This is a genomic window from Pseudomonas sp. JQ170C, from assembly GCF_035581345.1.
Classification (GTDB): domain Bacteria; phylum Pseudomonadota; class Gammaproteobacteria; order Pseudomonadales; family Pseudomonadaceae; genus Aquipseudomonas.
The window spans coordinates 906,918-932,520 of the sequence record NZ_CP141608.1 but is presented as its reverse complement, the minus strand read 5'-3'; the positions used below and the strand labels follow the sequence as shown (position 1 = coordinate 932,520).

Sequence of the window (25,603 nt, the reverse complement as noted above, 5' to 3'; positions counted from 1 at the left end):
GGGGTCGTTGCGGTCCCCAACTCGCCCAGACAAATGAGTAACCAAACATCCCGGCGCTAGCTTACCCGTTGCTGAACGTGGATAAGGAGGTGTCACATCTGCCTTCAAGAAGAATCGATCATTGACAGGATTTAGCCTCACTCTGCTGTAGAAAGCAAAATGCTCGAACTGGCCGAGCTGCTTGCCGAGGTCCTGAAAAAAGCCGTGCCGTCGCTCAGCGAACAGCAGGTCGAGGATGCCGGCATCTATATGGCAAAAAACCGTGACGTCTTTGCCAAGGCGTTCAAGAGCCAGCCCGATGCCCTGTCCGAGCTGCTTTCGGACACCCCGGCCGAATAACGCTCAGCCATAGATCAAGCGTTCGGCCAGCATTTGTGCCACCCGCGCCGGCGAGCGCTTTTCCGCCTGGGCGTGGGCGAACACCTCGGTCAGGCGCGAAGGTATGCGCGCCAGATGGCCGGTGATGGTGCCCAGGTCTTCGCCACGGTGCTTGAGCGCCACGTAGATCAGGCCACCAGCGTTGATCACATAGTCGGGTGCATAAAGTATCCCGCGGCTCTCCAGTTGATCGGCCACCTGCAAGGTGGTCAGCTGGTTGTTCGCCGCCCCCGCCACGGCGGCACAACGCAGTTGCATCACACTCTGGCCATTGAGCACCGGCCCTACCCCGCATGGCGCGAAAATGTCGCACGGTGTGCTGATCAGCATCTCGTTGGCCACCGGCCGCGCATTGAACTGTTCGATTGCCAACTGCACCCGTCCCGGATCATGGTCGCTGACCAACAGTTCGGCACCGGCGGCATGCAGTTGTTCGGCCAGGGCATAGCCGACATTGCCCAGCCCCTGCACTGCCACCCGCAAGCCTTCCAGGTTGTCGCTGCCCAGGCGGGCCATGGACGTGGCGCGGATACCGGCGAACACCCCCATGGCTGCATGGGGCGAAGGATCGCCCGCTGACGTGGTACTGGTGACGTGCTGGGTAGTCTGGGCGATGCAGTCCATGTCCAGGGTCGAAGTGCCGCTGTCCACGGCAGTGATAAAGCGCCCTTGCAGGGTATCGACGAAGCGACCGAAAGCCTCGAACAGCGCCGCGCGGTTTTCCACATGCGGGTTGCGAATGATCACGGCCTTGCCGCCCCCGAGCGGCAGGCCGGCCAGCGCCGCCTTGTAGCTCATGCCTTGGGCCAGGCGAATTGCATCGATCATGGCGCTGTCGTCGTCCGGATAAGCCAGGTAACGACACCCGCCCATCGCCGGTCCCAGGTGCTCGCTGTGAATGGCGACCACAGCCTTCAGGCCTGTCGGCGGGTCAATGCACAGGTGCAGCGATTGCGTACGGGTGCTTTGCATGAGTGCGAACATCAGCGGGCTCCTCAGTGAGGTGCTGATCCCAGTATAGGTCGCCGTTTGCCGAATGATGACAATGCCCGGACCACTGGACGAACGCGTTAGCCAGCGCTACAACAGAAGCTTGAGCGGAGATTGTCATGACCCCACGCCAAGCCTGTATGGCCTGCCTCGAACGTGACCCTGTCGCCGTGTTGGAAGCGGCGTTGTGGATAGCTGTCGAACACGATGGCGGCGTCGACCCCGCCCAGCAAATGCGCAAGGTCCGCGAGCTGCAGATCGAAGTCAGCAACCACCTGCCCATGTTGCCGCTTGGCGAGCTTGCACAGCCCTTGCTGCGTGAGCTCAATGCGATGGGCTTCCAGCAGGATGAGTATCACCCGCTGCGCCCGCAGGCGGCCCTGCTCGATAAAGTACTGGAGCGTCGTCGCGGCCAACCGCTGGCATTGGCGCTACTGACCCTGGAACTGGCCCGAGGCCTGTCGATCCCCTTGGAAGGGGTGAATTTTCCCGGGCATTTCCTGTTGCGCGTACCCGGTGCCGATCACCTGCTCGACCCCTGCGGGGGTCGCAGGCTCTACCCCGCAGACTGCCGCGAGTTGCTGGGGCGCCAGTTCGGCCCGCAGATGCAGCTCAATGCCGAGCATATGCTGACCGCCAGCCCGCAGCAGATGCTGCAGCGCCTGTCACGCAACCTGCGCCAACTGCACTCCACCCACGACGATGACCTGGCGGCCCTCAAGGATGCCGAACGCGTCCTGCAACTGGGGCCGGCGACCGCCAGCGACTACCTGGCCCGCGCCACCCTGTACCAGCACCTGGACTGCCCCCAGGCCGAACGCTTCGACCTGGAGTACGCCCTGCTGCTCAGCGATGACCCGATCCAGCGCCTGCGCCTGACCGAGCGCCTTGGCCAACTGCCGCCGCTGACATCATCGCTGCACTAACTCAAGGGTTGTCAGGCTGGCGGGAGGGATGGGCCTGAATGAACGCCGAGTGTTGCTCGGCCAGCGCCGCCACACGGCGAATCCGCGGATAGTCACCCAGGCCGATGTTGAAGCGCTCGGCAGCATACAGCTGAGGAATCAGGTAGACATCCGCCAGCCCCGGTTCCTCGCCAAAGCAGAAGCCTTCGTCGCCGATCAACTGCTCCACCGCCGCCAGGCCCTGGCTGATCCAGTGGGCAATCCATTGGTTGACCTGCTCTTCCTCATGCCCCAGTTCGCGCAGTTGCTTGAGCACGCTGACGTTATGCAGCGGATGCACATCGCAACCGATCAGCGCTGCCACGCCTCTCACCTGGGCACGCACTACAGGGTCCTCGGGCAACAGCGCCGGCTGTGGATAAACCTCCTCCAGGTACTCGATGATCGCCGGTGACTGCACCAGCAGCTCACCGGAGTCGATCCGCAGGGCCGGCACCCGCCCCTGGGGGTTGAGCGCCAGGAAGTCAGGCTGCCCTTGCTCGCCCTTGAGCAGGTTGACCGGCACGTACTGGTACTCAAGCTGCTTGAGCGCCAGGGCGATGCGCACCCGGTAGGAAGAGGTCGAGCGGTAATAGTTGAACAGATCCATGGCCCTGCCCTCTCAATGTGCCGGAAGGATCTTGCCGCGGCATTCGCCGAAACCGATCGACGCCACGCCGTCGCGCACGCAACGGGCACGCAGAATGATTTCGTCGCCGTCTTCGAGGAACTTGCGCACCTCGCCAGACGCCAATTGCACAGGCTCCTTGCCGCCCTGAGTGATCTCCAGCAGGCTGCCGAACTGGCCAGGCTGGGCACCCGAAAGCGTACCCGAGCCGAACAGGTCGCCTGGCTGCAGCTGGCAACCGTTGACACTGTGGTGGGCAACCATCTGCGCCACAGTCCAGTACATGCTTAGAGTATTGCTCAAGGTCAGACGATGGGCGGGCAGGTTTTGCTCGCGCATGCGTTCGGTCAGCAGCAGCACTTCCAGTTCGATATCGAAGGCGCCGCCAGCCTGGTCACGCTTGTCCAGCAGGTACGACAACGGCTGCGGATCACCTTCCGGACGCGCAGGCTGCGCACAACGGAACGGCTCCAGCGCCTCGGCGGTCACCACCCAGGGGGAAACGGTCGAGATGAAGCTCTTGGACAGGAACGGACCCAGCGGCTGGTATTCCCAGGCCTGGATGTCACGGGCCGACCAGTCGTTGAGCAGGCAGAAACCGGCGATATGCTCGGCAGCCTCCGACACAGGGATCGACTCGCCCATCTCGTTGCCCTGGCCAATCCAGATCCCCAACTCCAGCTCATAGTCCAGGCGCGCGCACGGGCCGAAGCTCGGCTCGGCCTGCCCGGCCGGCAGGGTCTGGCCCTTGGGACGGCGCACGTCGGTGCCCGACGGGCGAATGGTCGAGGCACGGCCGTGGTAACCGATCGGCACATACTTGTAGTTGGGCAGCAGCGGATTGTCGGGACGGAACAGCTTGCCAACGTTCTTGGCGTGCTCGATTCCCACATAAAAGTCGGTGTAGTCGCCGATCTGCGCCGGCAGGTGCAGTTGGCAGTCAGCGCTGGCCAGCAGCAGTGGCTTGAGCGCAGCCTGATGTTCGCTGTGCTCGCCCAGCAGTTCCAGCAGACGCTCGCGCAGGGCCACACGGGCATCACGGCCCAGGGCGAAGAAGGCGTTCAGCGAACCGCCACGGGTAGCCTCTACCGCAGCGCGGGCCTGACCCTCGAACACGCCGGCAGCCAGGGCGCCTTCCAGGTCCAGAATGGCGTCGCCAATGGCCACGCCGCAGCGTTTGGCCTGGCCCTTGTGGGTGAAGATCCCCAGCGGCAGGTTCTGCAGCGGAAAATCGCGATGCCCGTTGGCGTGTTCGACCCAACTGCGGGCAATGGCGGACTGATTCATGGGTTATCTCCGATTCGGGGTGAAGGTGCTCGGCAACGTGGCCCAGCAACTATCGTAGTCGGCCTGCAGTTGCGGGCACTCAAGAGCATGGCGGCTCGGACGCAGCACCTGGCTGGTCTCGAACATGAAGGCCATGGTGTTGTCGATCTTGCTCGGCGCAAGGTCGACGGCGATGGCCTTGGCGCAGGTCTCTGCATCCGGGCCGTGGGCGCTCATGCAGCTGTGCAGGGACGCGCCGCCGGGCAGGAAGCCTTCGGCCTTGGCATCGTAGGCGCCCTGGATCAGGCCCATGAACTCGTTCATCAGGTTGCGGTGGAACCAGGGTGGACGGAAGGTGTTCTCGGCCACCATCCAGCGCGGCGGGAAGATGACGAAATCAAGGTTGGCCATGCCCGGCACGCTGGTCGGCGAGGTGAGCACGGTGAAGATCGAGGGGTCCGGGTGATCGAAACTGACCGTGCCGATGGTGTTGAAGCGACGCAGGTCGTACTTGTACGGCACGTTGTTGCCATGCCAGGCCACCACGTCCAGCGGCGAATGATTGAGCTGACAGCCCCACAGTTCGCCCAGGAACTTCTGCACCAGTTGCACCGGCCCCTGATGGTCCTCGTAGTGCGCTACCGGCGCGAGGAAATCCCGCGGGTTGGCCAGGCCGTTGCTGCCGATCGGGCCCAGGTCCGGAATGCGCAACGGCGCGCCATGGTTCTCGGCGAGGTAACCACGGGCCTGTTTGTCGAGCAGCTCGACGCGGAACTTCAGGCCACGCGGCAGCACGGCGATTTCCAGCGGTTCGACGTCCAGGATGCCCAGTTCGGTGACGATGCGCAGGCGCCCCAGTTCCGGCACCAGCAGCAGCTCACCGTCGGCATTGAAGAACACCCGCTCCATGGAGCGGTTGGCGCTGTAGGTGTAGATGCTGATACCGGCGGGCTTCTCGCTCGCCGAGTTCGCCGCCATGGCCACCCAGCCGTCGATGAAGTCGGTCGGCTCGCTCGGCAGTTCCTGCGGGTTCCAGCGCAAGCGGTTCGGCGTTACCTGCCCCAGCGGGCCACCGGCCAGTTGGCGTTCCAGGCGCTCGAAGCGCGGATGCAGGGCCGACGGCCGGATACGGTACATCCAGGTGCGGCGCATCTCGCTGCGGGTCATGGTGAAGGCGGTACCGGAGAACAACTCGGCATACAGGCCGTAGGGCGCTTTTTGCGGCGAGTTCTGCCCCACCGGCAAGGCGCCAGGCAAGGCTTCGCTGGCGAATTCGTTGCCAAATCCACTCAGGTAGTCGAGGACGGGGGTGCTATCGAGGTTCATCGAGCCTCCGGGCCCAATGCAGGCCGGTTGAAGGCAGTTGGCTGCGAGTCGTTCACCGTGGCAGCGCTTCTGCGTTATTTTTATCGTAATTACATTACGCATAACGTAATTTGATTGGCGAAGACCGTCAAGCTATAAAGACGCCCACCTCGACAACCCGGATCGAACGCACCATGGCCAAAGCCAGCTCCACCGCCGACAGCGCCGGCAAACAGAAGGTCCGCTCGGCCGAAGTCGGCACCGACATCCTCAAGGCCCTGGCCCAGTTGTCGCCTTCCACCTCCCTTTCACGCTTGGCCGAGCATGTCGACATGCCGGCCAGCAAGGTCCATCGCTACCTGCAAGCCTTGATCGCCAGTGGCTTTGCCGAGCAGAACCCGGCCACCAACCACTACGGCCTGGGCCGCGAAGCCCTGCGCGTGGGGCTTGCGGCCCTGGGGGGGATGGATGTGCTGAAAGTCGCGGCGATGCCGCTGTCGCAGTTGCGCGACGACCTGAACGAAAGCTGCTTTATCGCCGTGTGGGGCAACCAGGGCGCGACCGTGGTCAACATCGAGCCTGCGGTCCGCGCCGTGACCGTGGTGACTCAGATCGGTTCGGTGCTGCCGCTGCTCAGTTCATCGACGGGGCTGGTGTTTGGCGCCTACCTGCCGGAGCGCGAAACCATCGAGCTGCGTGATCAGGAGCTGTCTGCCCTGGACCACAGCGCCAGCGAATACGAGGCGCTGTTCGCCAGCATCCGTGAGCGTGGCCTGCACCATGTTCACGGTTTGTTGATGCCGGGTGTCGATGCACTCTCGGCTCCGGTGTTCAATGCGGTCGGCAAGATTGCCGCCGTGCTCACCGTGGTCGGCCCGACCTCGATCTTCCATGCCGACGAGCAAGGCCCGGCCGCACAGCAGTTGCTGGCAGCGGCCAGGCAAATCAGCTGGCGCATGGGCTACGAAGAAACCCCGTGAACTCATTACAAAGGATCACAGTCATTAACAGGTGCCTGGGCTAACGTGGGTGATACGGGACTGTTGCCAAGTGTGTAACAGTGATTGTCACCAACTGCTATTTTTCCTTGAGGGTCAGCGACTTATTCTGTTTGCACCAGGACGGCGCTGCAACAGCAAGCCCTCTAGACCGGACATTCAAGGCGTGTACACCCCGCCCCTCCGGCAACAGGTTCACCGACGTTGATTTTGAAGCTCCTTGATCTGCGTCTTACTTGGCCGCTACGTTTGTAGCGGCCTTTTTTATGCCGCCACGTCAGTCGTCGTCACTGTCATCGAAATGAAACCGGTGCAGCAGCCGGTGCGCGATGGGCGCCAGGATCAGGCCGATACTGGCAACGAACACCAACCCCACATACAGGCCGTAACCGGCAAAGAACAGCTTGCCGCCGATACTCTCCGGCAAGATCACCGGCCCCACCCCGCCCAGCAGCAAGGTGGCGTTGAAGATGGCGTCATGCAGGGGAATGTGCGGCTCGAAGTACAGATGCCCCACCACCCCGAACAGGATCGAGCCGATCAGCAGCAGGCAAGCCGCCAGGGCATGCCAGATCAGGCGCGAGCGAAACTGGCGGGGCGAAATGACGGCGTCGTTCCTGGACTCGTACATTCCCTGTACTCCTGTATCGATCGTGGCCGTCCAGCATAGGCAACTTCATCCGGCGACCACAACCACAGGCGATCGGCCCTATTGATACTTCTGCAAGTTGGCCATCATCTGTTGCAATGCCTCCAGGCTGTCATGGGGATGCACCGCGTCGGCAAAATCGCTGATTCGCTCCCAGTTCGCGGCCACATCCTCCGGGGTGAAGCCTTCATGGGGGTTGAACCCTACCCCCAGGCTGCGCTCCCAGCGCACCTTTCCGATCCAACCACCCCCTACCTCATAAAGGCCGCCGCTGTCCTGGCACTGCTCGCTGCCCAGGTACACCACCAACGGGCTGACCAGCTCAGGCTTGAGCTGCTCGAATACCTGGGGCGGCAACAGGCCTTCGGTCATGCGTGTGCCGCCGGTAGGCGCAATGGCGTTGACCAGGATGCCGTGCTTGCGTCCTTCGATGGCCAGGGTCCGGGTCAAGCCGTACAGGCCGAGTTTGGCCATGCCGTAGTTGGCCTGGCCGAAGTTGCCGTAGATGCCCGAGGTCGACGAGGTGAAAATCACCCGTCCGCCATTCTGCTCGCGCAGGTGCGGCCAGGCCGCACGGGTCACCTTGTAGGCGCCCTCGACATGCACTTGGTAAACCTGCTCCCAGTCGCTGTCTTCCATCTTGTGGAACGTCTTGTCGCGCAGGATGCCGGCATTGTTGACCAGCACATCGACCCGGCCGAAGGCATCCAGCGCTTGCTCGACGATCCGCTGGCCATCGCTGACCGAGTCATGGTTGGCCACCGCCGTGCCACCTGCCTCGCGAATCTGCGCCACCACCCGGTCGGCGGCAGAGGTGCTGGCCCCTTCACCATGGGTCGAGCCGCCCAGGTCGTTGACCACCACCCGCGCCCCATGACGGGCAAACAGCAAGGCATGTGCCTGCCCCAGGCCACCACCGGCTCCAGTGACAATGACCACTTTATCGTCCAGGCGCAGCGAATCGTTCATGCTCAACACTCCAGAAAATTCGGCAAGGGATGCCCGAGTGTCGATCAGCCCCGGCCCGCGCACAACGAAGCGGGCGCGGGGTGAATGGCAGGCAATAAGGTCAGGCGATGATGGGTTGCACCTGGTCCATCAGGACCAGGCGACCTTCTGGGGAATGTGCGCCAGCGGCTGTTCACGAAACTCAAGGTAATGGCGCAGCACCTGGACCGGTGCTTCGGTGTGGGGGTAATGGCCGATGCCATGCAACGACACCGTATCCGGGTCGGGCACCAGCTCTTTATAGCGCTCGAGCATGTGCGCACCCGAAACCGGGTCGACCGCGCCATTGATAAAGCGCAACGGCACCTCTTTCTTCATCAGCGAACCGACCCAGCGCTCTCGGTAAGTCGAGCGCTCCGGCACATAGGCAACCAGCTTGTGCAGGATGCGCGTACCGCGGCTCGTGGCGATCAGGCTCCAGTAGTCGTCCAGCGCGCTTTCGCTGGGACGGGTGCAGGGCCCGTAGACCTGGGTGACATGGCGCACCAGGTCATCGCGACCAAACGAGCGCCCCACCAGCCAGCCCAGGCGGCTGAGCAGCAGCTTCTGGATCAGCAAGGCCCGGTGCCGCTCGGGGAACAGGCCACCGTTGAGGAATACACAGCTGGCGACCTGCGCCCGCCCCTCATGGTGGCGCGCCAACAGTTCCTGGGAGACGCTGGCGCCATAGTCATGGGCCAGCAAATGGACCGGCTGGTCGATCTGCAGGTGCTTGAGCAACGCTTGTTGCAGATCGGCCTGCTCCATCAGGCTGTAGTGGTGCTGCAGCGGCTTTGCCGAGTCGCCAAAGCCGAGCATGTCGCAGGCGATGACCCGAAAGCGCTGGGCCAGTGGCGCCCACAGGTAATGCCAATCCCAGCTCGCCGTGGGAAATCCGTGGATAAGCAACAGGGGTTCACCTTGCCCTGCCGTCCAGTATCGAATGCTCTGGCCCCGGAACGAAAAACTCAGGCCCCGGGTACGCCAGACGCACAATGGAATTTCGGCCAAAGGCATCAGTGCGGTCCCGGTTGGTAGGCATGTGTAGTGTTGCGCAAGGCAGCGGCTGCGATCATTGCAATTACCTCGGCACATTCGTGTGCTCTATTGGATCCAGTCTAGCCAGTACCGGTCCAGGGGGAAGTTGCATTGGCAGCCAGCTTATTGACTCTGTGAGTCAGCCCCTCAAACAGAGAGGCACGTCACAACAGCACCGTCAGCAGGGGCGCGGCAAACAGATTGAGCAATCCGGTAAGGACCATCACCAGCCCCGCGACAGAGCCTTCTTCGCCGCCCACCTCATGGGCGCGACTGACGCCAGCGCCATGGGCACCGACCCCGAACAGCGCGCCACGGGCCAACGCTGTGCGCAGCGGCAGGAACTTGAGCAGCACCCCGCCGAACATTGCCCCGAGCACCCCGGTAAACATCACGAACACCGCCGTCAGCTCCGGCACCCCGCCCAGGTCACGGGCCAGGGGCATGGCAAAGGGCGTGGTGATCGAACGCGGCAGCAACGACAGGCTCACCGAGTTATCCAGCGCCAGCAGGTGCGCCAGCCCCCAGGAACTGCTGATTGACGCCGCACTGCCCACCAGCATGCCCAGCGACAGCGCCGGCCAGTGCCGCGCCAGCAGCGCGCGCTGCTGCCAGATCGGCACGGCGAAGGCCACCGTCACCGGGCCCAGCACCGACATCAGCCAATGGGTATTGCGCGCGTATTCGGCATAGGCCGTGTGCAAGGGCACCGCGACCGCCAGCAGCAGCGCGGGCACCAGGATCAGGGGGGAAAGCAGGTAGCGGCCGGTGCGACGGTACAACCAGCGGCTGCCCAGGTAGGCCAGCAGGGTCAGGGCCAGCCAGAACAGCGGCATGGGCTCAAGCGTCATGGCGCATCCTCCAGCGGCACACCCACTCCACCGTCACCGCCGTCATCACCATGACCATCAGGGTGCTGACGCCGATCACCAGCAGAATTCGCCAGCCTTCGTCACGCATCAGGCTGCCGTAGTCGAGCAGACTCATCAGCGCGGGAATAAAGAACAGCAGCATCTCGGCCATCAGCAGGCCCGCACCCAGTTGCAACGAGGCCGGCTTCAACCAGCCCAGGGCAAACAGCAACAGGAGCAGGGCCTGGCCCATGACCCCGCCCGGGATTGGCCAGCCCAGCCAGGCGGCCAACTGACCGCCGAACAGATACAGGCCAAGGAAGATCGCAAGCTCGGCGAGCAAGCGCAGGAATCGTTTGATTGACGCGGGTTTCATCGCAGGGGACCTCTTCAGGCCTTCATTCTAGAAGCCCACCCCACACGCCAAAAGCGAATTGTTAGACTTGCTTCCATTCCACAATGGAATCTCGATCATGGAATTCAAACAGCTACGCAGTTTTATCGAAGTGGTCCACCGCGGTGGCTTCACCCAGGCGGCCCACACGCTGCACATCAGCCAATCGGCGGTGAGCAAACAAGTGGCGCAACTGGAGCAGGACCTGGGTACGCCCTTGCTTGAACGCCAAGGCTCGCACCTGCACCTGACCGCTGCCGGCAGGATCGTGCTCGAACGCGGCGAAGCCATGCTGCGCCTGCGCCAGGAGCTGCAGAACGAACTCGACGATTTGAGCCAGTTGGGCCGTGGCGAACTGCGCCTTGGCCTACCCCTGCTGGGCAGCGACGCACTGTTTGCCGGATTGTTTGCCGAATACCGTCGGCGTTACCCGAACATCACCATCCATTTGCTTGAAGGCGGCAGCCGCAGTGTCGAGCAAGCGGTACAAAGCGGTGAACTGGAACTGGGCGGCAGCCTCACGCCCAATGATCCGGCATTTGCCTACCAGCCCTTCTGCAACGAACCGCTCGATGCCCTGTTGCCGGTCGACCACCCACTGGCCGATGCCGGCCAGGTCAGCCTGGCGCAACTGGCCGATACACCGTTCTTGCTGTACCAGCGCAGTTTCGTGCTCAACGATCGCTTGCTCAGTGCGTGCCAGCAGTTGGGATTTACCCCCAAAGAGGGTGGCCGCAGCGGCCAGGCTGACTTCCTCGCTGCGCTGGTGGCGGCTGGCCAGGGTGTGGTGTTGCTGCCCAGCGTGGTGGCACGGGGGCTGGAACGCCCCGGCGTGGTCCGCCTGACGTTGAGCGAGCCCACCGACCTGCGCTGGGACATCGCCTTCATCTGGCGCCAGGGTGCCTATCTGTCACGTGCGGCACAGGCCTGGCTGCAGTTGCTGCGCGAACAACCACAGCCGTCGTGATCAGCCGCGCAGTTTAGCGATGAGCTCTGCCAGCCAGGGCTCGGCATCGGTTTCAGGCGTAACGGTTTCGCTGGCATCCAGGCGCAGCATCGGCTGCACTTCATTGACGCCCAGTTCGGCGAACAGCTCGCGCATCTGCTCGCCACCGCCGCAGAAGGTATCGCCGTAGCTCGAATCACCCAGGCCGATCACCGCACCGGGCAAGCCGCGCCAGGCGGCGGGCAGTACATCGCGAATTTCACTGAACAGCGGCATCAGGTTATCGGGCAACTCGCCCATGCCGGTGGTCGAAGTCACGCCCAGAAAGGCGTCTGGAGCAAAGCCCTGGAGGTCTTGCAAGGTGGCGCGCGCAGCATGCCAGGCCTCGAAACCTGCGGCCTTGAGCAGGGATTCGGCATGCCGTGCGACTTCTTCGGCCGTGCCGTAGACCGAACCGGAAAGGATGGCGACTTTCATAGTGGATTCCGAAACTGAGTAAAAGCGTAGGATACTAACATCGGACACTGGCAAAAGGCCTCACTCTCCAGGTGTGAGCCGCGCACCAATAATCTAGAATCAGCCGCCGTGCCCGCTCCAATGACCTTGTGAATTTTTCGATGATCAACGCCAAACTGCTGCAACGCATGATTGACGCCTCCAACGATGGCATCGTGGTCGCCGAACAGGAAGGCGATGACGACACCATCCTGATCTACGTGAATCCGGCGTTCGAGCGCCTGACCGGCTACAGCGCCAACGACATTCTCTACCGCGACTGCCGCTTCTTGCAGAACGACGACCGTGACCAGGCCCCTCGCCGCCTGATCCGTGAGGCAATCCGCAGCGGCCAGCCGTGCCGGGAAATCCTGCGCAACTACCGCAAGGACGGCAGCGCCTTCTGGAACGAGCTGTCGATCACCCCGGTGTACAACGAAGCCGACCAGCTCAAGTACTTCATTGGCATCCAGAAGGATGTCAGCCGCCAGGTCGAGGCCGAGCAGCGGGTGATTGAACTGGAACGCGAACTTTCCCAGGCACGGGCACGCATTGCCGAACTGGAAAGCGACCAACGGTAAAAAACTAAACCACCGTTTGGCTGTCCATCTCGGTGAAGAAATGCATTCACGACTGACATTTTCGAGTTCGATCATGCAAGCAGATGCCCTCCTGACTCAGGATGAGCTGGACTTCATCAGGTCCATGCAGCACACGTCACAGCCGTCGATGGCTGAGTCGGCGTCGCGCCTGCTGGTCAATGGCGGCAGCGAGATCAAAGACCTGCTGACCCGGCTCATTGCCCAGGAGCAGGTCACCTTGCAGGCGCAGTTCGACAACCAGCAAATGACCTTTCCACTGCAATTGGTCGAAGACGAGTTCCATTCCCTGCACCTTCAGCTGGGTGCACCGAACATTTATGAAGAAGGCCCCATGGTCCGGCCGTGGCGCTTGACGCTGGATGAACCGGTCGCGCTGGAAGATGAGCTGGGCCTGAGTGCGGGCCTGTGGGTACGGGAAATTTCATTCAAGGGCGTTCTGATCGAGATTCGTGATCAGCCCGAGCCGCCGAAATCTTTCAACCTCTGGTTCACACCCACCAACTGCCCACCGATTGCGTTGCAGGGTGTGCTGCAACGGCGCACCGGCGACAGCCTGGCGGCCTACAACCTGAGCCCCAGCCAACCGCAGGAAATCGAACGGCTACGCGAGTACATCCTCCAGGCCCATCGCCAGGCCCATCCGGAGCTTCACCCTCAACTGTCCAGGTGACCGTCCAGGTATTGCTGCAGCCGGCGGCGCATCAGGCGCGCCTCGCTGCCAAGGCACGCGACTTGCGAGCCGACCAGACTGTCCTGGGCCAGGTCCGCCGCTTCCCCCGCCAGTAACAACGGGCACTCCAGTGCCAGGGCCAGGCGCGCCAGGTTTTTCGGCAGGTCCAGCGCCGGCGGAAGATTGGAGAACAGCACCAGGGCATGGGGCGCCATGTGCTCGCAGACCAACGCCAACTCTTCCACGGGCTGCCCCAGGCTCAACACCGTCACGGCAATTTCACTGCTGCCCAGCAGCAAGGCCGTCACCAGCAGTTCCAGTTCCCGGCAATGATCGGGAATGGCCGCCAGCACCACCCTCACCTCCTGCTGCTCTTCGGCCAGTTGCAAGCGCTGCAGCACCCGCCCCCGCAAGAAACCATCGAGGAACAGCCATTCGCTGGTCTGGCCGAAGGCTTCGCGCGTGCTGCGCAGTTCCTGCCAGACCGGCATGAGGATGTCCTGGAACACCACCACCAGGGGGTAACTGCTGAAGACCTGGCCATAGACCAGCCCCAGGCGCCGCTCATCGAAAGCGCGCACGGCCTGGCGCAGTTGTAGCTGCCACTGCTTGAAGTCGTTCTGGGACGCGCGATTGTGCAGCGGTTCGGACTGGGCCTTGAGGCTTTGACTGCGGGCCAGGATCTTGCCGACCTTGCTCACCGCCACCCCCCGTTCGATCCAGCCGAGGATGTTGCGCACTTCATCAATATCGGCCTGGGAGTACAGGCGGTGCCCACTTTCGGTGCGTGTGGGCTGGATCAGCCCATAACGGCGCTCCCAGGCCCGCAGGGTCACCGGGTTGATGCCGGTCAGGCGCGACACTTCACGGATCGGGAACAGCTCCTCGTGGTCGAGATCGCCGGGGTTCAACGAAGGCTGGGCAGGTTCGATCATTGCCGGAAAAACCACGATTCAGGGGCCGACGGGCATTCTACTCCGGGGGTGGAAGCACGACCATTGGCATTTCGCGCAACGCGGTTTGTCCGCCAGCACTGACGGGTCAGATAATTTCGGCAATAATCCGCGCCCGTTTTTTGCATGCAGCCAGATGTCGCCTACCACCCCAGGCGGCATTTCTTGGGCAGGCCACCCGCCACGCCCAGTTGCCAGGAGATACACGATGTCTACCCCACCCGTAACCCTGATGGTGACGCGCCGCGTTGCCCAAGGCCGCTACCAGGACCTGATGGCCTGGCTGCACGAAGGCGAACAACTGGCCACCGACTTCACCGGTTACCTGGGTTCCGGCGTACTGGCGCCGCCCCCGCACGGCGACGAGTTCCAGATCATCTTCCGCTTCACCAACGAGCAGACCATGCAGGCGTGGGAACACTCCGCCTCGCGCAACGCCTGGCTCACCCGTGGCAACGGCCTGTTTGAACAACCGCAGGAACTGCGCGCCAGCGGCCTGGACGGTTGGTTCGGCACCAATCCGGTGCAGCGCCCACCACGCTGGAAGCAAGCGGTTGCCATCTGGCTGGCGTTCTTTCCGGTCTCGCTGCTGTTCAATGTGCTGTTTGGCCACTGGCTCGGCGCCCTGGACCTGGTGCCGCGCATCCTGCTCAGCACCCTGGGGCTGACGCCCTTGATGGTGTACCTGTTCATTCCGCTGTCGACCCGCCTGCTGGCCAACTGGCTCAACGCCCCGGCCCGCGGTGCCAGGCCGCAGGGCGCGCGCAATCCAGCCTAGTTCGGGTATGCTGGGGGTTATCCAAGCGAACCAGTAAAAGTTGACCGCCCCCACCATGAAAAGCCCAATTCTTGTCACCGGAGCCAGCCAGCGAGTCGGGCTGGCGCTGGCCCTGAACCTGGCGCAGGCCGGCCATACCGTGGTCAGCGCCAGCCGCAGCAAAAGCCCCGACGCGGCCCATCCCAACATCATCCAGTTCCAGGCCGACCTGTGCCTGGAACAAGACCGCCTGGCCCTGATCGATCACCTGCAGAGCAACTACGATGGCCTGCGGGCAATCATCCACAACGCCTCGTTGTGGCTCGACGACGACCTGGCCAACCTCAACACCATGTTCAAGTTGCACGTCGAGGCGCCCTATCACCTGAACCTGGCGCTGGGCGAGCAACTGCTGAAGCTGGACAAGGCCGACATCATCCACATCTGCGACGAAACCTCCTCGCGCGGCAGCAAGAGCCACATCGGCTATGCCGCCACCAAGGCCGCGCTGCAGAACATGGTGCTGTCGTTTGCCGAGAAATACGCGCCGGTAGTGCGGGTCAACGCGATCCTGCCCGGGCTGTTGATCCTCAAAGAGAACAGCGACGAGGCCTATCGCCGGCAAACCCTGAAAAAGGCCTTGCTGGAATTCGAGCCCGGTGCCCAGCCGCTGATCGAGGCGGTGCGCTTCCTGCTCGATAGCCAGTACAGCACCGGCAGCAACGTGGTGATCAACGGTGGCCGCCACCTGAAAAACCGCATCGCAACTGACTGAATTGCCCTTGTCACGAGAACGACCATGAACGATCAACAAAAGCTTGAACTCGAAGCCGCCGCCTTCCGCCGGCTGGTTGCCCACCTGGACAGCCGCAAGGATGTGCAGAACATCGACCTGATGAACCTCTCCGGCTTCTGCCGCAACTGCCTGTCCAAATGGTACAAGGCCGCCGCCGACGAGCGTCAGATCGACCTGAGCATGGATGAAGCCCGCGAAGTGGTCTACGGCATGCCGTATGCCGAATGGAAAGCCCAGTACCAGAAAGAAGCCAGCGCCGAACAACAGGCGGCGTTCGCCAAAGGAAAGCCCAATGACTGATCTGAACACCCTGCGCCAAAGCCTGAACAGCGGCGAACACCTCTTCGCCGACACCCTGGCCTTCATCACCGCGCACTACGACTACCAGCCACAAGCCTTCAACAATGGCGGCGTCGAAAACGCTGCCGGACAGAACGAAGGCTCCTGCAAGACCCTCGGCCTGGCCCTGCTTGAAGGCCTGAGCGATCAGGAAGCGCTGCTGGCGTTCGGCGAGCATTACCGCTCGGTGCTGGCAACGCCTGAAGGCAGCGACCACGCCAACATCCGTGCGTTGATCCAGCATGGTCTGGCCGGGGTCAAGTTCGACGCCCAGCCACTCACGGCGCGTTAAGCGACACCACGCTGCCTGGCGTACCGTCGGCCAGTTGCCCCTGCTGCAACCACTGCAGGGCAATTGGCCAAAGCCTGGCTTCAAAGCGATTGTGGAAAAAAGCAAAGTGCCCGATCTGCGTTTCGTCGATGTCCGCAGGCGCGATCCGCAAATGGCTTCGCGCACTGGACTCGAAATACCCCAATAGCCGCTCGATGGCCGCCACGGTGCCGAACGGGTCGTCGGTCAGGCTGATGGCCAGGGTTTGCGCCCTGACCCTGGCAAATGGCAGTTGCCCATGCGCCCTGCCGCTGGGACGTCGCTCATAGGCTGGTGTCAGCGTGCTCCAATCCTTCACCACCCCGGCCGGGGTGTCTTCCAGCCAACCCAGACGCTTGCCGGGGAAATAGCCGAACACCCGCGTCAGCAGCGGCATCACCACATGCCACTTGCCGAACAACTGCCAGCGACTGTCCTGGGCGTAATCACGCCAGTAGGCAAACTGCGCACCGACCGTGACCAGCCTGCGCAAGCGGTCGGCCGACGCCGCCAGCCCCGCTGCACAACCACCAAAGCTATGACCGACCACATCAATCGGCTGCCCCGGAAATTCGCGGGCGGCGCGTTGCAGCATCGCCTCGAAATCCAACGCCCCCCAATCGGTCCAACTGGCCTTGAAGTTCCGCATGGCGGCCGGGCGCGACTCGCCAATGCCGCGATAGTCATAGGTCATGACATCGAAACCATGGCTGAACAGGTATTGGGCAAAACGGGCGTAGTAGCTGCAGCGCACCGAGGTGGCAGCGTTGATGATCACCACCGGGCGTGTGCTGTCCGGCAGGGCATGGCGCCAACTGAATCCGCCGAGGGTGTAGCCGTCGGCAGCACGTTCGCGAAAGGCGTGTGCGGTGTTGCGGGAGACCGGCAGGGGTGGAAAACTTTCGAGGCTGCTCATTGCACGAACCTCAAGCAAAACGCCGCCCCGGCTCAGGCCGGGGCGGCGATGAAGGTGACCTTACAGTTCGATGCAGTCGAACTTCACGTCGGTGGCTACATCGGCGTCGTAGTCCACATCCGGGCGCTCGAAACCGAACAGCTTCAGGAACTCGCGCTTGTAGTCCTTGTAGTCGGTCGCCGTGAACAGGTTCTCGGTGGTCACGGTTGGCCACAGGGCCTTGCAGGCGTCCTGCACGTCATCGCGCAGTTCCCAGTCGTCCAGACGCAGACGGCCTTCTTCGTCCAGCGCCGCCGGCGCGCCATCGGCACGGTACAGACGGTCACGGAACAAGCGGTCCAGTTGCTCGATGGTGCCTTCGTGAACACCCTTTTCCTTCATGATCTTGAAGACCATCGACAGGTACAGCGGCATTACCGGGATGGCCGAGCTGGCCTGGGTCACTACCGACTTGAGTACGGCGACGTTGGCGCCACCGCCGACCTTGCTGTTCAGGCGCTTGGCGGTTTCGTCCAGGTCCTGCTTGGCCTTGCCCAGGGCGCCATGCCAGTAGATCGGCCAGGTGATTTCGGTACCGATGTAGCTGAAGGCCACGGTGCGGGCCTGTGGTGCCAGCACGCCGGCGGCGTCCAGGGCGTCGATCCACAGCTGCCAGTCCTGACCACCCATGACGGTCACGGTATCGGCGATTTCCTGCTCGGTCGCAGGCTCGATGGACGCTTCGATGATGGTGTCTTTGTTGGTGTCGATAGCCGTCGACTTGTACGGCTGGCCGATGGGCTTCAAGGCCGAACGCACCAGTTCACCCGTCTGCGGCAGCTTGCGCACCGGCGAGGCGAGCGAGTAGACCACCAGGTCGACCTGGCCGCCCATTTCGTTCTTGATCAGCTCGATCACCTTGGCGCGGGCTTCATCGGAGAAGGCGTCACCGTTGATCGACTTGCTGTACAGGCCTTCGGCCTTGGCGAACTTGTCGAAGGCGGCAGCGTTGTACCAGCCGGCGGTGCCGGGCTTGGTCTCGGTGCCTGGCTTCTCGAAGAACACGCCCAGGGTATCGGCGCCGAAACCGAAGGCTGCCGTGATGCGGGCCGCCAGGCCGTAGCCGCTGGATGCACCGATGACCAGGACCTTCTTCGGACCATCCTTGCGCACGCCCTGCTTGCGGGTGGCTTCGATCTGATCACGTACGTTGAGCTCGCAGCCGGTCGGGTGCGTAGTGGTGCAGATAAAACCGCGAACTTTAGGATGGATGATGGCCAATGTCTGTACCTCGTCAGTGAATTTGCTGAGGGAGCCGAATCGCGGGGACTCGAGGTTCCGTTGCTGTGAGGGTGAGACTACACCCGCGGCGTTGCCGACACATCCGGCTCCCTGGAATCCTTCAGGGCGCTACTTTGTCACAGCGTGGAAAAGTTCAGCAACATCACTCAGACCCTGAATGCACCGATCAAGCGTTTGAGTTCCATCACCTGGGCCGACAACTGGCGGCTGGCATCCTCGGTCTGGTGCGCGCCCTGGGTGGTGTGCTCGGCCGCCCGGTTGATCTCGACGATGTTCTGGTCGATGTCCTGGGCCACTGCCGTCTGTTGCTCTACCGCGGCGGCAATCTGCTGGTTCTGATCGACGATGCTGCCCACCGCGCCGAGGATGTTCTCCAGCGCCTGCTGCACTTGCTGCGACTGGCCGACCGTACCGGCCGCCACCTGGTGGCTGGTGTCCATCGCCTTGACCGCCGCACCGACACCGCCTTGCAGCCGCGAGATCATCTGTTCGATTTCCTCGGTCGACTGCTGGGTCCGCTTGGCCAGGGTGCGGACTTCGTCGGCCACCACGGCAAATCCACGCCCCTGTTCCCCGGCCCGGGCGGCCTCGATGGCGGCATTGAGGGCCAGCAGATTGGTCTGCTCGGCAATGCTCTTGATCACTTCCAGCACCCGGCTGATCGCCTGGCTGTCACTGGCCAACTGGTGAATGACCGCCACCGACTGGTCGATTTCACCTGCCAGCCGGGCAATATTGCCCTGCTGGGACTCCACCAGGCCGCGCCCGCTGACCGTCTCATGATTGACGCTGTGGGCGCTGTTGACCGCCGCTGCAGCACTGCGCGCCACTTCCTGTGCGGTGGCCGACATCTGGTTCATGGCCGTGGCCACTTGCTCGATCTGCCCGCGCTGGCCGCTGACCGCCTGGTTGCTGCGTGCCGACACCGCATGCACTTGCTCGGCCTGGCGCTCGACTTCGACCACGGTGTGGCCGACCTGCTCGATCAAGTCATGAATACGCTGCACGGTGCCGTTGAACACCTCCCCCAACTCCCCCAGTTCGTCACGACTGCTGGGCCGGAAACTCACCGTCATGTCGCCTGCGGCCACCTTGTCCATCACCGCACCGAGTGACTTGAGCGTGTGACGGGTCGAGGCGTAAAAGCCGCTGTAGAGGTAGACGATCAGCAAAAACACACAGGCCAGGGCCGACACCAGCACGATCATGTGCAGGCGATGCTCGACCAGACGCTGCTGCAGCAATTGGTCAAGGAACTCGCCGGTCGCCGTGTTCAAGGCGTAGGTCTGCTCCATCAGGCCGCTGACCTGCTGGTAGAACGCCTGCCAAGGGGCATCCAGGGAATCGGCGACCACCACCTGCTCCTCGAACAGCTCGCTGGCCTGCTTGATCGAGGCCTGACTACGCTGGGCCAGGGTGCCCAGGCCGGCATGGGCGCCGGGCTCGGTGGCCAGGGTGTCCTGGAGTTTCAGGGCATAGTCGGCGGCCAGTTTATCCAGGCGCTGCAGCAAGTCTTCAAAACGGGTACTGACCGCCGAATTGAGAAAGCCCTGGCCCAGCGAATACGCGCCCATGGCCCTACCTTCGCCCAGTGTCTGGGTGACTTCGGGCGTCACGGTGGTCATCAGCTCGCTGAGTTGGCGAATAGCCAGATCGCTGTCCTGGCTGAGCCCGGCCTGGCCGGCAATCATCTTGCTCAACACCTGGGCCTGGCCCAGCAACTTGTCGAGCATGGCGACCTTGCTCTGCAGCGACGACTCCGCCTGGGCAGCCTTCAACTGGGTGAGCATCTCGTCGCGCCTGGCGTGAAAGTCCCGGGCCTGCTCCTCGTCGGCGACCACGGCCGTGAGTCCCGACAACCGGCTCATCAGCCGTTGTTCGAGGCTGGCGATCTGCGCGTCGACCTCTTCAGCCTTGCCCGACTGCCCCAGCACCGCATTGATCTGCACCAGGTTGCCCAGGGTTTCCAGGTCGCCGCGCAAGGCCAGGCTGCTGCCTAAAAGCTCAAGGCTCTGCAGCTCGACCTGGGTGGCGTGGAACTGTCGATAGGAGTCGCGGACCAGGTAATAGTTGGTCACCAGCATGGGCAGGAAAAACAGAATACTGATCAGGCTGAACTTCATCCCGAAGCTCAGTCGATTCATCAGCGCGATGGCCGGATACAACAGGCTCTTCAAGGGTGCACCCTCCGATTCTTATTGTTTTTGCGCGCACAGTGGCACTAGGCCACCGATGATCGTCACCGGCACCTGTATAACGTATATCGGAAGGGGGTTTTGTAACTTAAGGTAAACCGCTAGCGGGGCGGACCAACGGCCGCCCCGCGCAATGCCTCAGCCCAGTACGGTCCACAGGGCAAAACAGGCGTACCAGAGCACCGCCGAGCGCAGCAACAGCTCCCACAGCGAGTCCAGCCCGACCAGGCCCTCGGGGCCGGCCGCCGCGTTGGCGGGCATCTCCCCGGCCACTTGGCCTACCGAAGCAATCAGGCGAGCGGCGCTGATGTTCCAGTTCAGCAGTTCATGCAACATCACCCGGCTCACCGCGACAAAGTTGCCCACCAGGGCGAAGCTCACGCCCAACACCCGCACCGGTGCCCAGTCGAAGGCATGGCGCAATTGCTGGGCGCGTTCCTGCAGCGCCGGGTGACGGGCATGTTCGGCCGTCAGGGCCAGCAGGCGATAGGCCAGCGCAGCGGCGGGCCCCAGCAGCACATACCAGAAAATAACCGCAAAAAAGCTCTGGTAGGCCTGCCACAACAGATGCCCCTGGACCCGTTCGAGCAGGGATTGGGCGCTATCGCCGGTCACGCCCAGGTCGCGTTCGGCCACATGCACGGCCGCCTGTTCGTCACCGCGCCGCCAGGCATCGCGAAACGGCCCCAGGGAGGCCTTCACATCGCCTCGACCCAGGCTGTAGATCAGCACCAGCAAATGCACCGGCAGCGCCAGCAGCCCGTAGGCCACCGGCTCAAGCACATGGGTCAGCAGGGCCAGCAACGCGACCGGCAACAGCACCAGGATTGCCAATACCCACCAGGGGTGGCTTTTGCCGTTGCGCTCCAGGCGCGCCAGTTCACTGCGGAAAAAACCATCGCGCTGCAGTCGCTGGCGCAGGGCCGAAAACTTCTCGAACCAGAGCACCAGTAACAACACCAGAAAAGTCATGATCTGTCCTCGTTATCCTTGAGGGCCGCACGGTAGCGCGGCCAGTCGAATGCCAGGCCAGGGTCGGTCTTGCGCCCCGGGGCAATGTCGCTGTGGCCTTGAATCCGTTGGAGGTCAATGGCGGGCCAGGCCGCCTGGATCTGCCGGGTCAGGCGTTCAAGCGCCTGGTATTGGGCATCGGTGAAGGGCAACTCATCGGTGCCTTCAAGCTCGATACCGATGGAGAAGTCGTTGCACCCCTCACGCCCCTCGAAGCGCGAAACCCCGGCATGCCAGGCACGGTCCAGGCAGGAGACAAACTGGGTGACCTTGCCGTCACGCTCGATCAGGAAGTGCGCCGACACCCGCAAGTCCTTGATGCCATCGAAGTAGGGATGTTCGTTGGGGTCCAGCCGGTTCTGGAAAAATTCCTGGACCTTGCCGGTGGCGAACTGTGCGGGTGGCAGGCTGATGTTGTGGATCACCAGCAGGGAAATGACCTCACCCTTGGGGCGGGCATTGAAGTTCGGCGAGGGGCAATGGGTGACACCGGCGAACCAGCCTGTTGCGCGGTCCAGTTGCATAGAAAATCCTGAGGCACGAGAGCACTGCCCCAGTATGCCCTGAGGCGTTGCGGGATGCATCGTTAAAACACATTGGCACTAGCGCGCCTGGGCCAGACGCAGTTGGCTGAGCACCGAGTCCAGCGCACGATCGAACAGCAGCGTGTCATCCAGCGGGCGCACATCACCACGACCCAGGGCTGCCGCCAGCGCCATGCGCGAGTAGTCACGCACCTTCATACCGGTACGATTGACGAAGATGAACCGGTCGGTGCTGTCGATCTGGGCGATGAGCTTGCAACGCTGCACGTCCCCCTCCTCCTCCAGCTCGACCCAGTTGCCGATACGCAAGCGCTCCACTTGCAGCAAGGCCGGATCATCGTCCGCCAGGTGCACCAGGCCGTGCACGGGCCCGGTGTGTTCCGGGCTGGCCAGGACGACTTCGTCGAGTACCAACACCCGCTCGCAGGCTTCGCCGTGGCTTGCGAATGGCGCATCCAGCGCCTGAACGTGCAAGGCTTCAAGCTGGGCGAAGAATTCGCTGGTAGCAAACGGATCGAAGGCGGCGCTGGCCAGGCCATCGCGCAAGGCCTTGAGCAAGCCAGGCACAGCCGCCAGCAGGCGCTGGCCGGCATCCTCATCGTCATGCGGCTGGACGCTCCAGATCAAGGTGTCCATGGTCTCCAGCCCCCCGACCCACTGTGCCGAACGGTCGCCATGTTTGAGGCAAGCCAGCAACAGCACCTGGCTCCAGGCCTCTTCAAGCAAACGCACCACCACCCGGGGCAGGGTCTTGCCAAGCAAGCGGCGGTTGAGTTCCTGCTGTACCCGCTGGCGAGCCAGTTGGGCACGGGCACGACCTTCTTCGGCATCACGGGTGCGTTGTTCGAGCAGCTCGTTGCGTCGCCGCTCATCACTGTTGAAGGCAAGGAACTCGGCCAGCAGGTCGGAAAAAATCGCCGGGTCGTCGACAAAGTCGGCGAGCAAGCGCTGGACGATTGTCTCCACACGCGGGTACAGGGCATCGCGCCGACAGTCGTCACCGGCCCCCCAGCCCATGGCGGCGGTTGCGATCTCGTTGAGCAGGCGCCGGGCCGGGTGGCTACTGCGGCTGAAAAAGCGCTTGTCGAGCACCGCGACCTTGAGCATCGGAATCTGCAGGCGACCGATCAACGCCCGCAGCGAATGCGGCAGATTATGGTCAGCCTGGATGAACTCGAAGAGCATGGCGATCAGGTTGATCACATCCTCATCAACCCCTTCGACCTTGCGGTAGGTACCACTCTTGACGCTCACCCGCGTCAACAGCTGCTCAAGCTGGTGGTGCAGGTCGAAATCATCGACCTGCGAGGTTGGCGGCACATAGTGCTGCAGGTGCGAGAGCAAGCGCAGCAAGTCGCGGGTACTGATCGGCTGCACCGTGCTGCCCGCCTCCAGCCGTGGCGCGACGCGTCCGCGCACCCGCGACAGCAAGGACTGCAAGGCACTGAACACGGCTTGCTCGTTGGCATCCAGGGTGGCGCCCGGGTGATCGTCGCCGCTCTGGTTGGCCGGGTCATTGCGCCCAGCGGCGCTGCTGTCCTGGACCCGGCGACGGGGCATCGACTTGAGCTCAGGCAGAATGCCGGTGGCCACCAGTAACTGGTTAGCCTCGCCATACAACTGATCGGCATCTTGCAGCACATAGCGCTCGAACAACGTGAGGATGATCAGCTTGACCTTGATGCCAACCCCCAGGTTGCGCCCGGCCTGAAGAAAATACTCGCAGAGCATCGCCGGGCCCAGCGGATTGCTGCGGTCATCCAGCGCCTGCCCGGTCAGGGCGGTGAAGCGAAGGGTCAGCTGATTGAGCGCAAAGCCATCGCGGGCCAGTACCCGCGCAACCATGGCATCCAGCGCCACCGTACGCTCCAGCTCATCGTGGGCCACCAGCGCCAACTTGTCGTAGCCGCCACAGGGTGTGGCCAAGGGCATCGGGTCGGCCTGGCCGAGGCGCACGAAGGCCTGGTAGAAGCGGTCAAGGTAGCCGCGCTCGATGTTCTTGCGCTTGAGGCGCAGGTCGCGCATGGCCTCGAACAAGTAGTTCTGCTCACTGTTGCTGGCAGCCTTGTCGGCCATCTCGAACAGCGTGTCATCGGCATTGTCGAACAATGCCTGCAAACCCTGGCGCAGTTGCAGGGCGGCCTTGTCACGCACTTGCAGGAGGACCACGGGCAAACGAGCAAGCGGCGCAGCCTGCGCCTGTTCGATGGAGGCCGTGATGGGCACCACCTTCCCGCCGTTGTGCATCCCGGACTCCTTGCTGGGTAAAAGTGTGAAATGAATCGATAAATCGTCAAAGCTATGACGCCAAATACAAGTCGCATTATCTGGCAAAAACCGGACACTCGCCAGTTCAGGCAGCGTCTTCGGTGGCGCGAGTGGAGATAGACCGGTGAATGAGCCAAAAGCTCATTTGGCCTGACCAGAGGTCAAGCGTGCCGTGCTTGCTGCAAGCGCGCCCCGCCCTGCCCTATAATCCCGGGCACTTAGCTTGTGGAGCCCGCCATGCCGAATTTACGCCTCGCCGACCTGACCGCCGAAATCGAAGCCAACGTGCGCCGTGCGTTGCATGAAGACGTAGGCAGCGGCGACATCACCGCCCAACTGATCCCGGCCGAGCGCCTGGCCAAGGCCACCATCATTACGCGCGATGATTGCGTGATCGCCGGCACTGCCTGGGTCGATGCGGTGTTCCGCCAGCTGGACCCGCGGGTCGCGGTGCATTGGCAAGTCAAGGACGGTGAGCGGGCCAAGGCCAACCAGCCGCTGTTTCACCTCGAAGGCCCGGCGCGTTCGTTGCTGACCGGCGAGCGCAGCGCGCTGAACTTCCTGCAACTGCTCTCGGGCGTGGCGACCCACGCACAGTTCTTTGCCGACAAGGTGGCCGATACCCAGGTCAAGCTGCTCGATACCCGCAAGACCCTGCCCGGCCTGCGCCTGGCGCAGAAGTACGCGGTGACCTGTGGCGGCTGCCACAACCACCGCATCGGGCTGTTCGATGCCTTCCTGATCAAGGAAAACCACATCGCGGCCAGCGGCGGTATTGCCCAGGCCGTGAGTGCCGCGCGACGCATCGCCCCCGGCAAGCCGGTAGAAGTTGAAGTGGAGAGTCTGGAAGAACTTAAGGAGGCCTTGGAGGCCGGCGCCGATATCGTCATGCTCGATGAACTGAGCCTGGACGACATGCGCGAAGCGGTACGCCTGAACGCCGGCAAGGCCAAGCTCGAAGCCAGCGGCGGCGTCAATGAAAGCACCCTGCGGGTCATTGCCGAAACGGGTGTGGACTACATCTCGATTGGTGCCATGACCAAGGATGTGAAGGCGGTGGACCTGTCCATGCGCCTGAGCCTTTAAACAAC

Annotated in this window: 28 protein-coding genes; 11 read left to right on the top strand and 17 right to left on the bottom strand. The window is 63.0% G+C overall.

Features of this window, described 5'->3' with window-relative positions:
* The first annotated feature begins 159 nt into the window (after positions 1-159).
* On the top strand, positions 160-339 hold the full coding sequence (locus U9R80_RS04150) for a YebG family protein (RefSeq protein WP_301840785.1): 180 nt from the start codon (positions 160-162) through the stop codon (positions 337-339).
* 3 nt (positions 340-342) lie between these two features.
* Here U9R80_RS04150 and U9R80_RS04145 read toward each other — a convergent pair whose 3' ends face one another.
* Positions 343-1,362: a Leu/Phe/Val dehydrogenase gene (locus U9R80_RS04145; RefSeq protein WP_301840786.1), complete on the bottom strand. Its 1,020-nt coding sequence runs from the start codon at positions 1,360-1,362 to the stop codon at positions 343-345.
* Between the two features lie 125 nt (positions 1,363-1,487).
* Between U9R80_RS04145 and U9R80_RS04140 the strand changes: the two genes are divergently transcribed.
* A complete protein-coding gene (locus tag U9R80_RS04140) occupies positions 1,488-2,294 on the top strand; it encodes a SirB1 family protein (RefSeq protein ID WP_301840787.1) in 807 nt (268 codons plus the stop codon).
* 1 nt (position 2,295) lies between these two features.
* Here U9R80_RS04140 and maiA read toward each other — a convergent pair whose 3' ends face one another.
* Genes maiA through hmgA form a run of 3 tightly spaced genes read right to left on the bottom strand, consistent with a single transcriptional unit; the run spans position 2,296 to position 5,532 of the window.
* Positions 2,296-2,922, bottom strand: coding sequence for a maleylacetoacetate isomerase (maiA, locus tag U9R80_RS04135; RefSeq protein ID WP_301840788.1), 627 nt, complete (start codon positions 2,920-2,922; stop codon positions 2,296-2,298).
* 12 nt (positions 2,923-2,934) lie between these two features.
* On the bottom strand, positions 2,935-4,227 hold the full coding sequence (gene fahA / locus U9R80_RS04130; RefSeq protein WP_301840789.1) for a fumarylacetoacetase: 1,293 nt from the start codon (positions 4,225-4,227) through the stop codon (positions 2,935-2,937).
* 3 nt (positions 4,228-4,230) lie between these two features.
* Entirely contained in the window at positions 4,231-5,532 is a 1,302-nt protein-coding gene (gene hmgA / locus U9R80_RS04125; protein ID WP_301840790.1) for a homogentisate 1,2-dioxygenase, read from the bottom strand.
* A gap of 173 nt (positions 5,533-5,705) precedes the next feature.
* Here hmgA and U9R80_RS04120 point away from each other — a divergent pair, with 173 nt between their 5' ends.
* Positions 5,706-6,491: an IclR family transcriptional regulator gene (locus U9R80_RS04120; RefSeq protein ID WP_301840791.1), complete on the top strand. Its 786-nt coding sequence runs from the start codon at positions 5,706-5,708 to the stop codon at positions 6,489-6,491.
* Positions 6,492-6,786: 295 nt separating this feature from the next.
* Here the strand turns inward: U9R80_RS04120 and U9R80_RS04115 are convergent, their stop codons facing one another.
* The 5 genes from U9R80_RS04115 to U9R80_RS04095 form a co-directional block, all read right to left on the bottom strand.
* On the bottom strand, positions 6,787-7,140 hold the full coding sequence (locus tag U9R80_RS04115; protein ID WP_301840793.1) for a hypothetical protein: 354 nt from the start codon (positions 7,138-7,140) through the stop codon (positions 6,787-6,789).
* Positions 7,141-7,218: 78 nt separating this feature from the next.
* Positions 7,219-8,127: an SDR family oxidoreductase gene (locus U9R80_RS04110; RefSeq protein ID WP_301840794.1), complete on the bottom strand. Its 909-nt coding sequence runs from the start codon at positions 8,125-8,127 to the stop codon at positions 7,219-7,221.
* A 129-nt stretch (positions 8,128-8,256) separates the two neighbouring features.
* Complete coding sequence (locus U9R80_RS04105; protein WP_301840796.1) at positions 8,257-9,162, bottom strand: alpha/beta fold hydrolase; 906 nt, start codon at positions 9,160-9,162, stop codon at positions 8,257-8,259.
* 185 nt (positions 9,163-9,347) lie between these two features.
* Complete coding sequence (locus tag U9R80_RS04100) at positions 9,348-10,034, bottom strand: LrgB family protein (protein WP_301840797.1); 687 nt, start codon at positions 10,032-10,034, stop codon at positions 9,348-9,350.
* Complete coding sequence (locus U9R80_RS04095) at positions 10,024-10,410, bottom strand: CidA/LrgA family protein (protein WP_301840799.1); 387 nt, start codon at positions 10,408-10,410, stop codon at positions 10,024-10,026. The genes U9R80_RS04100 and U9R80_RS04095 overlap by 11 nt, the downstream gene beginning before the upstream one ends.
* A gap of 97 nt (positions 10,411-10,507) precedes the next feature.
* Between U9R80_RS04095 and U9R80_RS04090 the strand changes: the two genes are divergently transcribed.
* Positions 10,508-11,395 carry a LysR family transcriptional regulator gene (locus tag U9R80_RS04090; protein WP_301840801.1) on the top strand — a complete coding sequence of 296 codons (888 nt, stop codon included), beginning with the start codon at positions 10,508-10,510 and terminating at the stop codon, positions 11,393-11,395.
* Here U9R80_RS04090 and U9R80_RS04085 read toward each other — a convergent pair whose 3' ends face one another.
* The gene (locus U9R80_RS04085; RefSeq protein ID WP_301840802.1) at positions 11,396-11,851 is read right to left on the bottom strand and encodes a flavodoxin; all 456 of its coding nucleotides are present in this window, start codon (positions 11,849-11,851) and stop codon (positions 11,396-11,398) included. It lies immediately after the preceding gene.
* Positions 11,852-11,991: 140 nt separating this feature from the next.
* On the opposite strand from U9R80_RS04085, the gene U9R80_RS04080 reads away from it, so the two are divergent.
* Together U9R80_RS04080 and U9R80_RS04075 are read left to right on the top strand one after the other, a co-directional pair.
* Complete coding sequence (locus tag U9R80_RS04080; RefSeq protein WP_301840803.1) at positions 11,992-12,450, top strand: PAS domain-containing protein; 459 nt, start codon at positions 11,992-11,994, stop codon at positions 12,448-12,450.
* 73 nt (positions 12,451-12,523) lie between these two features.
* Complete coding sequence (locus U9R80_RS04075) at positions 12,524-13,141, top strand: hypothetical protein (protein WP_301840805.1); 618 nt, start codon at positions 12,524-12,526, stop codon at positions 13,139-13,141.
* On the opposite strand, the gene U9R80_RS04070 is transcribed toward U9R80_RS04075, so the two are convergent.
* The gene (locus U9R80_RS04070) at positions 13,126-14,076 is read right to left on the bottom strand and encodes a MerR family transcriptional regulator (protein ID WP_301840806.1); all 951 of its coding nucleotides are present in this window, start codon (positions 14,074-14,076) and stop codon (positions 13,126-13,128) included. The two genes, U9R80_RS04075 and U9R80_RS04070, sit on opposite strands and share 16 nt — an antisense overlap.
* A 226-nt stretch (positions 14,077-14,302) precedes the next feature.
* Between U9R80_RS04070 and U9R80_RS04065 the strand changes: the two genes are divergently transcribed.
* Genes U9R80_RS04065 through U9R80_RS04050 form a run of 4 tightly spaced genes read left to right on the top strand, consistent with a single transcriptional unit; the run spans position 14,303 to position 16,278 of the window.
* The gene (locus U9R80_RS04065; RefSeq protein ID WP_301840807.1) at positions 14,303-14,872 is read left to right on the top strand and encodes an antibiotic biosynthesis monooxygenase; all 570 of its coding nucleotides are present in this window, start codon (positions 14,303-14,305) and stop codon (positions 14,870-14,872) included.
* A gap of 55 nt (positions 14,873-14,927) precedes the next feature.
* Positions 14,928-15,626: a dihydromonapterin reductase gene (gene folM / locus U9R80_RS04060; RefSeq protein ID WP_301840808.1), complete on the top strand. Its 699-nt coding sequence runs from the start codon at positions 14,928-14,930 to the stop codon at positions 15,624-15,626.
* Between the two features lie 24 nt (positions 15,627-15,650).
* Positions 15,651-15,947 (top strand): DUF1244 domain-containing protein, encoded by a 297-nt coding sequence (locus U9R80_RS04055; RefSeq protein WP_038614644.1) that lies wholly within the window; start codon positions 15,651-15,653, stop codon positions 15,945-15,947.
* Positions 15,940-16,278, top strand: coding sequence for a HopJ type III effector protein (locus U9R80_RS04050; RefSeq protein ID WP_301840810.1), 339 nt, complete (start codon positions 15,940-15,942; stop codon positions 16,276-16,278). Before U9R80_RS04055 ends, U9R80_RS04050 begins: the two co-directional genes overlap by 8 nt.
* Here the strand turns inward: U9R80_RS04050 and U9R80_RS04045 are convergent.
* The 6 genes from U9R80_RS04045 to U9R80_RS04020 form a co-directional block, all read right to left on the bottom strand.
* Positions 16,265-17,212: an alpha/beta hydrolase family protein gene (locus U9R80_RS04045; RefSeq protein WP_301840811.1), complete on the bottom strand. Its 948-nt coding sequence runs from the start codon at positions 17,210-17,212 to the stop codon at positions 16,265-16,267. The genes U9R80_RS04050 and U9R80_RS04045 overlap by 14 nt on opposite strands.
* Positions 17,213-17,272: 60 nt before the next feature.
* Positions 17,273-18,472, bottom strand: a complete 1,200-nt coding sequence (fabV, locus tag U9R80_RS04040) for an enoyl-ACP reductase FabV (protein WP_301840813.1) — start codon at positions 18,470-18,472, stop codon at positions 17,273-17,275.
* Positions 18,473-18,639: 167 nt separating this feature from the next.
* Positions 18,640-19,344 carry a methyl-accepting chemotaxis protein gene (locus U9R80_RS27270; protein WP_442964961.1) on the bottom strand — a complete coding sequence of 235 codons (705 nt, stop codon included), beginning with the start codon at positions 19,342-19,344 and terminating at the stop codon, positions 18,640-18,642.
* A 1,482-nt stretch (positions 19,345-20,826) separates the two neighbouring features.
* Positions 20,827-21,660 carry a regulatory signaling modulator protein AmpE gene (gene ampE / locus U9R80_RS04030; protein WP_301840816.1) on the bottom strand — a complete coding sequence of 278 codons (834 nt, stop codon included), beginning with the start codon at positions 21,658-21,660 and terminating at the stop codon, positions 20,827-20,829.
* Positions 21,657-22,223 (bottom strand): 1,6-anhydro-N-acetylmuramyl-L-alanine amidase AmpD, encoded by a 567-nt coding sequence (gene ampD / locus U9R80_RS04025; protein WP_301840819.1) that lies wholly within the window; start codon positions 22,221-22,223, stop codon positions 21,657-21,659. Before ampD ends, ampE begins: the two co-directional genes overlap by 4 nt.
* A 78-nt stretch (positions 22,224-22,301) precedes the next feature.
* On the bottom strand, positions 22,302-24,491 hold the full coding sequence (locus U9R80_RS04020; protein ID WP_301840820.1) for a DUF1631 domain-containing protein: 2,190 nt from the start codon (positions 24,489-24,491) through the stop codon (positions 22,302-22,304).
* A 258-nt stretch (positions 24,492-24,749) separates the two neighbouring features.
* On the opposite strand from U9R80_RS04020, the gene nadC reads away from it, so the two are divergent.
* Complete coding sequence (gene nadC, locus U9R80_RS04015) at positions 24,750-25,598, top strand: carboxylating nicotinate-nucleotide diphosphorylase (RefSeq protein ID WP_301840822.1); 849 nt, start codon at positions 24,750-24,752, stop codon at positions 25,596-25,598.
* The last annotated feature ends 5 nt before the right edge of the window (positions 25,599-25,603 follow it).

Coding starts and splice junctions, on each gene's coding strand:
- U9R80_RS04050 (WP_301840810.1), top strand. CDS start 15,940: ATGACTGATCTGAACACCCTGCGCCAAAGCCTGAACAGCGGCGAACAC.
- U9R80_RS04020 (WP_301840820.1), bottom strand. CDS start 24,491: ATGCACAACGGCGGGAAGGTGGTGCCCATCACGGCCTCCATCGAACAG.
- U9R80_RS04080 (WP_301840803.1), top strand. CDS start 11,992: ATGATCAACGCCAAACTGCTGCAACGCATGATTGACGCCTCCAACGAT.
- U9R80_RS04145 (WP_301840786.1), bottom strand. CDS start 1,362: ATGTTCGCACTCATGCAAAGCACCCGTACGCAATCGCTGCACCTGTGC.
- U9R80_RS04085 (WP_301840802.1), bottom strand. CDS start 11,851: ATGAAAGTCGCCATCCTTTCCGGTTCGGTCTACGGCACGGCCGAAGAA.
- maiA (WP_301840788.1), bottom strand. CDS start 2,922: ATGGATCTGTTCAACTATTACCGCTCGACCTCTTCCTACCGGGTGCGC.
- U9R80_RS27270 (WP_442964961.1), bottom strand. CDS start 19,344: ATGTCGGCCACCGCACAGGAAGTGGCGCGCAGTGCTGCAGCGGCGGTC.
- nadC (WP_301840822.1), top strand. CDS start 24,750: ATGCCGAATTTACGCCTCGCCGACCTGACCGCCGAAATCGAAGCCAAC.
- U9R80_RS04140 (WP_301840787.1), top strand. CDS start 1,488: ATGACCCCACGCCAAGCCTGTATGGCCTGCCTCGAACGTGACCCTGTC.
- U9R80_RS04150 (WP_301840785.1), top strand. CDS start 160: ATGCTCGAACTGGCCGAGCTGCTTGCCGAGGTCCTGAAAAAAGCCGTG.
- U9R80_RS04100 (WP_301840797.1), bottom strand. CDS start 10,034: ATGACGCTTGAGCCCATGCCGCTGTTCTGGCTGGCCCTGACCCTGCTG.
- U9R80_RS04110 (WP_301840794.1), bottom strand. CDS start 8,127: ATGAACGATTCGCTGCGCCTGGACGATAAAGTGGTCATTGTCACTGGA.
- U9R80_RS04055 (WP_038614644.1), top strand. CDS start 15,651: ATGAACGATCAACAAAAGCTTGAACTCGAAGCCGCCGCCTTCCGCCGG.
- hmgA (WP_301840790.1), bottom strand. CDS start 5,532: ATGAACCTCGATAGCACCCCCGTCCTCGACTACCTGAGTGGATTTGGC.
- U9R80_RS04095 (WP_301840799.1), bottom strand. CDS start 10,410: ATGAAACCCGCGTCAATCAAACGATTCCTGCGCTTGCTCGCCGAGCTT.
- U9R80_RS04120 (WP_301840791.1), top strand. CDS start 5,706: ATGGCCAAAGCCAGCTCCACCGCCGACAGCGCCGGCAAACAGAAGGTC.
- ampE (WP_301840816.1), bottom strand. CDS start 21,660: ATGACTTTTCTGGTGTTGTTACTGGTGCTCTGGTTCGAGAAGTTTTCG.
- U9R80_RS04075 (WP_301840805.1), top strand. CDS start 12,524: ATGCAAGCAGATGCCCTCCTGACTCAGGATGAGCTGGACTTCATCAGG.
- U9R80_RS04105 (WP_301840796.1), bottom strand. CDS start 9,162: ATGCCTTTGGCCGAAATTCCATTGTGCGTCTGGCGTACCCGGGGCCTG.
- ampD (WP_301840819.1), bottom strand. CDS start 22,223: ATGCAACTGGACCGCGCAACAGGCTGGTTCGCCGGTGTCACCCATTGC.
- fahA (WP_301840789.1), bottom strand. CDS start 4,227: ATGAATCAGTCCGCCATTGCCCGCAGTTGGGTCGAACACGCCAACGGG.
- U9R80_RS04045 (WP_301840811.1), bottom strand. CDS start 17,212: ATGAGCAGCCTCGAAAGTTTTCCACCCCTGCCGGTCTCCCGCAACACC.
- U9R80_RS04090 (WP_301840801.1), top strand. CDS start 10,508: ATGGAATTCAAACAGCTACGCAGTTTTATCGAAGTGGTCCACCGCGGT.
- U9R80_RS04070 (WP_301840806.1), bottom strand. CDS start 14,076: ATGATCGAACCTGCCCAGCCTTCGTTGAACCCCGGCGATCTCGACCAC.
- U9R80_RS04065 (WP_301840807.1), top strand. CDS start 14,303: ATGTCTACCCCACCCGTAACCCTGATGGTGACGCGCCGCGTTGCCCAA.
- U9R80_RS04115 (WP_301840793.1), bottom strand. CDS start 7,140: ATGTACGAGTCCAGGAACGACGCCGTCATTTCGCCCCGCCAGTTTCGC.
- folM (WP_301840808.1), top strand. CDS start 14,928: ATGAAAAGCCCAATTCTTGTCACCGGAGCCAGCCAGCGAGTCGGGCTG.